General features: G+C 65.9%; 1 protein-coding gene. It reads right to left on the bottom strand.

Annotated elements, in window-relative coordinates; genetic code table 11:
• Window positions 1-422 (bottom strand): hydantoinase/oxoprolinase N-terminal domain-containing protein (locus tag W930_RS28940; RefSeq protein WP_036656632.1); only part of this gene is annotated, 422 nt, incomplete at both ends.

The following is a 422-nucleotide window of genomic DNA, read 5'->3' as shown; positions in this document are numbered from 1 at the left end:
GCGCGAGACGAGCTTCATGAGCGGCGACACCTCGTGCGAAGCCGAGACCTGGGTGAAGCCGATGTCGCGCGCCAGCGCGGCGAGCGCCTTCTCGTGCGCCGTGTAACGGTAGCCGTGCATCAGCACGATGGCGAGCGAACGAATGCCCTGCGCATGCACGCGCTGCAGCGCTTCGCGTGCCGATGCGAGATCCAGTTCGCGCACGACCTCGCCATGGGCGCCCACGCGTTCGTCGACCTCCACGACCTCGGCGTAAAGCGCCTCGGGCAGTGCAATGTCGAGATCGAACAGTCGTGGCCGGTTCTGATAAGCGATGCGCAGCGCATCACGAAAGCCCCGCGTCGTGACCAGCGCGAGCGGCTCGCCCTTGCGTTCGAGCAACGCATTGGTCGCCACGGTCGTGCCCATCTTCACCATTTCGA

It is taken from the genome of Pandoraea sp. E26, assembly GCF_000681415.1.
Taxonomy (GTDB): domain Bacteria; phylum Pseudomonadota; class Gammaproteobacteria; order Burkholderiales; family Burkholderiaceae; genus Pandoraea; species Pandoraea pnomenusa.
The sequence above is the reverse complement of the archived record's forward strand: the minus strand, read 5'-3'. Positions and strand labels throughout refer to the sequence as shown.